We start from the raw sequence: 5,403 nt of genomic DNA, 5'->3' as shown, positions 1-5,403 counted from the left end.
TTTGTCTCGATCAATCCACTAGCTCTCTGTTCAACAGAGAATTCCAGAGGCTTACGCCGATAGCCGACCAACCAGTTTCTGGCTGCTCGCTTGCATACATCAAGATGCTCAGCATTGATTGTGAGTGGAGGACGTTTACAGGATCTCGCGGCCCTGCATTGCTGTCGAGGTATTCGACATTTGTTTGTTGCAAGAGACGGTCAATTGCGAGGAGTTCTCCGGTAACGGCATATGCGTCAATTCCGCTGAAGTCGGCCGGCCCTGTGGGCGCCTCTCCATTGAAGAAGAGTGGCTGATAGAAACCATCGGATTGAGCACGCGATATCAGCGCGCTTGAAGCTCCTTCGAATGGCGTTCATTACATGCTGCTTTTGCCGAAACGATGTCTAACCATCGATAAGTATAAGGTATCGATAGTGAGCCATCTGATGGCGCTTCCTTGCTATCTTCGGCTCAAAGCACTATCTTTGCGGCATGATATCCGCGCCAGGAGTGCTCCAAATGTCCGAACCGCAGCTTTCCATCCGCAGCAGCAAGGCACGCGATCTGGCACACGCGCTGGCCAGACGCACCGGCCAACCAATCAACAAGCTCGTCGAAATTGCGCTCGAGCACTACGACCAAGAACTGCGGCAAAAGCCGACACAGACGCCAGCCGACACGCTTTGGGAGCTGATGGCTGAGGGCCGCCGGTCTGTTCCACCCGGCACCACCTCCGCCCATGACGATCTTTACGACGAAAACGGCTTGCCGAAATGATTGCCGTCGATACGTCGGTGATTGTGGCCACGTCACTGGGAGAGCCCGAAGCTGAACGGTTTCATGCGCTCGTCACCCGTGAGGAGGTCGTCATTGGTTGGCCGACCTTACTCGAGGCAAGAATGGTGCTCACCGGCAAGAGCTTTCCTAACGCTGCAACCATCATTTCACAGCTCGTGGCGTTGCCAAATGTGACCGCTGTGGCCTTTGGCGAGCGGCATTACTATGCTGCCGAGAAGGCCTTCGAACTGTTTGGCAAAGGTCGCCATCCGGCCAGCCTTAATATGGGCGACTGCTATTCGTACGCCGTTGCCGCGATTGCCAAGGCGCCCTTGCTATTCAAGGGGAATGATTTCGGGCGGACAGACGTAAAGTGCCATCCCGCATCGGCTACTCAATGACAAACAAAGCTGTCGTCCAGCCCTCCCCCACTGATCCAGTGCTGCTCCGCGCCGAGGAACTCGATGCGCTCGACGCCATCCTACCCTTTGCTAGGCGCGATCAGCTGGCGACACTGCTGACAGACGAGGATGTCGCCACCCTCAAGCATCTCGCCAAGGAGGGCATGGGTGCCAACACGCTCCGCGCGCTTGCCTCCGACCTCGGCTATCTCGAGGCCTGGTGCGAGTTGGCCACCGGCAGCCCCCTCCCCTGGCCGGCGCCGGAAAGCCTGCTGCTCAAATTCGTCGCCCATCATCTCTGGGATCCGGTCGAGCGTGCCGAAGATCCGAGCCACGGTATGCCGGCCGAGATCGAGATGGCATTACGTGCCAAAGGTCTGCTGCGGGCCGACGGCCCGCATGCGCCGGATACGGTGCGCCGGCGACTTACTTCGTGGTCGATCCTCACCCGCTGGCGCGGCCTGAGCGGATCGTTTACCGCCCCTTCCCTGAAATCTGCGCTCAGGCTCGCCGTGCGGGCCAGCGCTCGGCCAAGGCGGCGCAAGAGTAAAAGGGCGGTCACCGGCGATGTGTTGGCAAAGCTGCTGGCCACCTGTGCCGGCGAGCGCATGGTCGATCTTCGCGACCGCGCCCTCTTGCTCACCGCCTTTGCCTCCGGCGGCCGCCGACGCTCCGAAGTTGCTGACCTGCGCGTCGAAGATCTCGTCGACGAAGAGCCGGTGCATGCCGATCCCCGAAACTCTGTCTCCCCTCTCGTGCCCTGCCTCACCATCAGTCTGGGCCGCACGAAGACGACGACAGCAGACGACCGAGTGCATGTCGTTTTGATCGGCCGGCCGGTCGTCGCCTTGAAGCAGTGGCTGGCGGCGGCGAAGATCGACACTGGACCGGTGTTCCGACGTATCGACCAATGGGGCAATATCGATCGCCGGGCTCTGACGCCGCAGTCGGTCAATCTGATCCTGAAGACGCGTTGCAGCCAAGCTGGTCTCGATCGGGAGGTATTTTCGGCGCATGGGCTGCGATCCGGGTATCTGACCGAGGCGGCCAATCGCGGCGTGCCGCTGCAGGAGGCCATGCAGCAATCCTTGCACAAGTCGGTGACGCAGGCGGCGAGCTACTACAGCAACGCCGAACGTAAGAACGGACGGGCGGCTCGATTGATCATGTGAGCGACCGTATCGCGATCACTTATGGTTCGACACAGCACCTACCGGCACTGCGCTGCCTTGCGGACATAAGCGAAACATGTAGTCCTGTGCCTGCTTTGCAGGCCATTGGAGGATTGTTGCGATGAAGGCTCGGATCGACACGATTATCGAGAAGGCGATCGAGACAGGCAAGATCGTCGGCACTGTCGTGATCGTCGTCGAGGACGGAGAGACCGTATATAGCCGCGCCGCGGGTTATGCCGATCGCGAAATGGGGAAACCCGTCGAAATCGGGACCATATTTCGTCTCGCGTCCGTGAGTAAGCCGCTTGTAGCTGCCGCCGCCTTAGCACTTGTCGACAAGGGGAGGCTTGCTTTTGGCGACCTCGTGCGAGATCACCTTCCTTATTTCCAGCCTCGGCAGCCAGATGGGAAAATAGCCGATATCACCATCCATCACCTGCTCACTCATACGGCGGGCCTCAGCTATGGTGCGGACCCCAAAACCACACCACCGGAGCGGATGTTCAATAGTGGTCTTTCCGATACAGACCTCGATTTTCAAGAGAATTTCGGCCGATTATCGACCTTTCCGCTCCTGGCCGCACCGGGCACGCTCTGGTCTTACTCGATCGCTATCGACGTCCTTGGGGCAGTCATAGCGCGGATCGAAGGCTGCAGCCTGGATGAAGTGGTGCGTCATCACGTGCTCGAACCGCTTGGGATGAGCGACACCGGTTTCTCGGTCAGTGACCTGGAGCGACTTGCTACGCCTTATGCTGACGGCAATCCGACCGCCGTCCGGATGAATGATCGGCATCTGGTCCCGGACAGTGATGGCAACTTGCTGACCTTTGCGCCGTTTCGGCTCTTCAACCCAAAGGCTTTCCAATCCGGTGGCGCTGGCATGGTGGGGACGGCGCCGGATCTGATCTCCTTTCTTGAAACCATTCGTCAGGGCGGGGCTCCCATCTTGAAGGCGGACACGGCGAGGGCAGCGCTTCTCAACCAGATCGGTAATATCCCGCGCCCAGCCGAACCAGGACAGGAGTTCTCCTTTTTGGGCGCGGTGATTCAGGATCCGATTCTGGCAGAGTCTCCGATGTCAAAAGGATCGGTAACCTGGGGCGGAGTCTATGGGCACAGTTGGTTCATCGATCCCGTGAAAGGCATTTCCGCCGCGATCATGTCCAATACCGCCGTCGAAGGCTGCCTGGGATTGTACCCGCGAAATATCGCTCGGGCGATATACGACCTTTAGTGGTTTTCTCGCAGGAGGCCGTTCCCGGAGTTTGGAAGAGCGAGCCTGAGAGCAATCACACCTACCGCCTGACCTTGTGACATGCTGAAGAACGGGTTGCCGGGCTTGAATTCGCACAACATGGCATATACATTCTGGCATATACAAAGGAGGCTTTCGAATGCCTGTGTCATTGCCATCATCAAGATCCAAAGAAGTGAAGCTCTTCCGCAACAACCGCAGCCAGGCCGTACGCATTCCTGCGGAATTTGAGTTGCCGGGTGATCGTGTGTTGATCCACCGGGAAGGGAACAAGCTCATCATCGAGCCCGTAACCAAGCCTTCCAACATCGTGGAACTTATTGCCGCGTGGAAGAATGAAGCTCCACTTGGGCCAGAAGACCAGTTCCCCGATATTGAGGATATGCCTGCCAAGCCGGAGAATATTTTTTGAACGGGTATTTACTTGATACAAACATCATCAGCGACATCATACGCAATCCTTTCGGGCCGGTGGCACGGCGCATCGAAGATTTAGGTCCTAGGGAGATTTGCTCCAGCATCGTCGTCGCATCGGAGTTGCGATACGGCTGCACCAAAAAAGGATCGGCCAAGCTGTTGGCCAAGGTCCAGAGCGTACTGGAAACGCTTCCCATACTGCCGCTGGATATTCCCGCCGATATCAAATACGGCGACATCCGCGCAGAGTTGGAAGCTGCAGGGCAGACCATCGGCCTCAACGATCTGCTGATCGCCGCGCATGCCTGTGCACTAGACCTCACACTGGTGACGGATAATATGCGTGAGTTCCAGCGCATCCGCGGCCTCAACCTCGAAAACTGGCTTGAGAGATAGCGGGGCATCATGGCCGCGTCAGCTCCCTTCCCCCGGTTCTCCGCGTCAAATCCGTCCAAAACGTCATAGCCGAGCTGATCCTCTTCCAGAACAGCCAGTTTTAGGAGGTTTCCGCCGTAGAAGCCCGCCGACACGCATTTGGCGACTGGTAAATCCACGGCCCGCGCGGCCGTGAATAACGCCGGTTCAGGGAAAAGATTATGCCGCTACTCGCTTCTTGGTGTCGCCCGATGCCGCTGCGACCGGGCCAGTTCGACAAAACGACGCTTCACCTCGTTAAACAGCGCCGGCGGCAAAGGCCCGGCATATCCCATCTCGCCATCGACCGGTCGGATATCCGGACCCGGCCAGACAAAGCGGTTGCTCTCGGTCAGCACAATCCAGGATCGATCGTCGTCGAGCCCAAGCCGTCGCTTCGTCGCCGGCGGAATCTCGATCGCGTCTTCTGCCTTGCCGGGTGGCGTGTGAGTGATCGGCAAAACGCGAACCGTCGGTGTGCCGTCGTCGAGACGCGCGAAGATGGCCAGCACAAGCGCCGGGCGATCCTTGTCACCCTCCTCGCGGCCTTCGAGATATTGCCAATGCCAGAGATAGGAGTAGCGAAGGACCCAGCCGACCTTCGGCTCAATCGGCAGCATGCTTGCCGGTCAACTCGGTGTTGAGATGATCCAGGCCATCATCCATCTCAGACGCCTCAATCGCTGCCAGGTCGTTGTCGCTGAGCGACGACGTCAGCTCAACACGCCTATCCCGCCTCGTTAGACGCATATAGTCTTCGTAGGCGATCAGCACCGTTCTCGGGCGACCGTTCTTGGTGATGATGACGGGATCGCGGACAGCCGCGTCCTGATAGGCGCCGAAATTCTTCGAGACGGCGGCCGCCGTGACAGTGGAGGTCATGTCAAAACTCCTTTTTACGGAATATACGGGTTTTCCGGAAGTTTTGCAATGTTGAGCTCGGTGTTACCGACAGCGGGCGTTGGTGCAGGGATCGTTA

8 protein-coding genes are annotated in these 5,403 nt (G+C 58.4%); 6 read left to right on the top strand and 2 right to left on the bottom strand.

The window, feature by feature from the left end:
* Positions 1-501 precede the first annotated feature (501 nt).
* From PMI11_RS15550 to PMI11_RS15525, 6 genes are all read left to right on the top strand, one after another.
* Positions 502-759 (top strand): type II toxin-antitoxin system VapB family antitoxin, encoded by a 258-nt coding sequence (locus PMI11_RS15550; protein WP_007818561.1) that lies wholly within the window; start codon positions 502-504, stop codon positions 757-759.
* On the top strand, positions 756-1,160 hold the full coding sequence (locus tag PMI11_RS15545) for a type II toxin-antitoxin system VapC family toxin (protein ID WP_007818560.1): 405 nt from the start codon (positions 756-758) through the stop codon (positions 1,158-1,160). Before PMI11_RS15550 ends, PMI11_RS15545 begins: the two co-directional genes overlap by 4 nt.
* Positions 1,157-2,332 carry a site-specific integrase gene (locus tag PMI11_RS15540; protein WP_007818559.1) on the top strand — a complete coding sequence of 392 codons (1,176 nt, stop codon included), beginning with the start codon at positions 1,157-1,159 and terminating at the stop codon, positions 2,330-2,332. The genes PMI11_RS15545 and PMI11_RS15540 overlap by 4 nt, the downstream gene beginning before the upstream one ends.
* A 121-nt stretch (positions 2,333-2,453) precedes the next feature.
* Positions 2,454-3,572, top strand: coding sequence for a serine hydrolase domain-containing protein (locus PMI11_RS15535; protein ID WP_007818558.1), 1,119 nt, complete (start codon positions 2,454-2,456; stop codon positions 3,570-3,572).
* Positions 3,573-3,732: 160 nt separating this feature from the next.
* A complete protein-coding gene (locus tag PMI11_RS15530) occupies positions 3,733-4,005 on the top strand; it encodes an AbrB/MazE/SpoVT family DNA-binding domain-containing protein (protein WP_007818557.1) in 273 nt (90 codons plus the stop codon).
* Positions 4,002-4,406 (top strand): type II toxin-antitoxin system VapC family toxin, encoded by a 405-nt coding sequence (locus PMI11_RS15525; RefSeq protein ID WP_007818556.1) that lies wholly within the window; start codon positions 4,002-4,004, stop codon positions 4,404-4,406. Before PMI11_RS15530 ends, PMI11_RS15525 begins: the two co-directional genes overlap by 4 nt.
* Before the next feature lie 206 nt (positions 4,407-4,612).
* Here PMI11_RS15525 and PMI11_RS15520 read toward each other — a convergent pair whose 3' ends face one another.
* Together PMI11_RS15520 and PMI11_RS15515 are read right to left on the bottom strand one after the other, a co-directional pair.
* Positions 4,613-5,044: a hypothetical protein gene (locus tag PMI11_RS15520; RefSeq protein ID WP_007818555.1), complete on the bottom strand. Its 432-nt coding sequence runs from the start codon at positions 5,042-5,044 to the stop codon at positions 4,613-4,615.
* Complete coding sequence (locus PMI11_RS15515) at positions 5,031-5,306, bottom strand: type II toxin-antitoxin system Phd/YefM family antitoxin (RefSeq protein ID WP_007536799.1); 276 nt, start codon at positions 5,304-5,306, stop codon at positions 5,031-5,033. The genes PMI11_RS15520 and PMI11_RS15515 overlap by 14 nt, the downstream gene beginning before the upstream one ends.
* Positions 5,307-5,403 lie beyond the last annotated feature (97 nt).

This window comes from Rhizobium sp. CF142 (genome assembly GCF_000281145.1).
In the GTDB taxonomy this organism is placed as follows: domain Bacteria; phylum Pseudomonadota; class Alphaproteobacteria; order Rhizobiales; family Rhizobiaceae; genus Rhizobium.
Note: the sequence above shows the minus strand (reverse complement) of the source record. Positions and strands in the feature narration are given on the sequence as shown.

Coding starts and splice junctions, on each gene's coding strand:
- PMI11_RS15520 (WP_007818555.1), bottom strand. CDS start 5,044: ATGCTGCCGATTGAGCCGAAGGTCGGCTGGGTCCTTCGCTACTCCTAT.
- PMI11_RS15515 (WP_007536799.1), bottom strand. CDS start 5,306: ATGACCTCCACTGTCACGGCGGCCGCCGTCTCGAAGAATTTCGGCGCC.
- PMI11_RS15545 (WP_007818560.1), top strand. CDS start 756: ATGATTGCCGTCGATACGTCGGTGATTGTGGCCACGTCACTGGGAGAG.
- PMI11_RS15540 (WP_007818559.1), top strand. CDS start 1,157: ATGACAAACAAAGCTGTCGTCCAGCCCTCCCCCACTGATCCAGTGCTG.
- PMI11_RS15530 (WP_007818557.1), top strand. CDS start 3,733: ATGCCTGTGTCATTGCCATCATCAAGATCCAAAGAAGTGAAGCTCTTC.
- PMI11_RS15535 (WP_007818558.1), top strand. CDS start 2,454: ATGAAGGCTCGGATCGACACGATTATCGAGAAGGCGATCGAGACAGGC.
- PMI11_RS15550 (WP_007818561.1), top strand. CDS start 502: ATGTCCGAACCGCAGCTTTCCATCCGCAGCAGCAAGGCACGCGATCTG.